Source organism: Pseudoalteromonas sp. BMB (assembly GCF_001709235.1).
Classification (GTDB): Bacteria; Pseudomonadota; Gammaproteobacteria; order Enterobacterales; family Alteromonadaceae; genus Pseudoalteromonas; species Pseudoalteromonas maricaloris.
Genome location: NZ_MBQA01000089.1, coordinates 1 through 237, shown reverse-complemented (window position 1 = coordinate 237; position 237 = coordinate 1). Strand labels below are relative to the sequence as shown.

General features: G+C 44.7%; 1 protein-coding gene. It reads right to left on the bottom strand.

The window, feature by feature from the left end:
• Positions 1–51: 51 nt before the first annotated feature.
• Positions 52–237, bottom strand: a 186-nt coding sequence (locus tag BB427_RS24420; protein ID WP_217492896.1) for a hypothetical protein, incomplete at its 5' end; no start/stop codon positions are given.

Genomic DNA, 237 nt, shown 5'->3' with positions numbered 1-237 from the left:
TGGGTCACAAGATTCCAACCTTGGTAATGGATACCGTAGATGACGAGTAATTTAAGCTCCCTCTTCTTCTGCGCCCTTAGTTAAGATCTGGGCGAACTTCTTGATGTCAATCAATCCGTTTCCATCAATGGGGGCTTCAGACAGGGCTTCCTCAATCTCGTCTTGAGAGAATTTCTCTCCCCATGTTGTTAACGAACGTTTCAATGTTTCCTCTTTGCATTTTCCAGATCGGAAGAG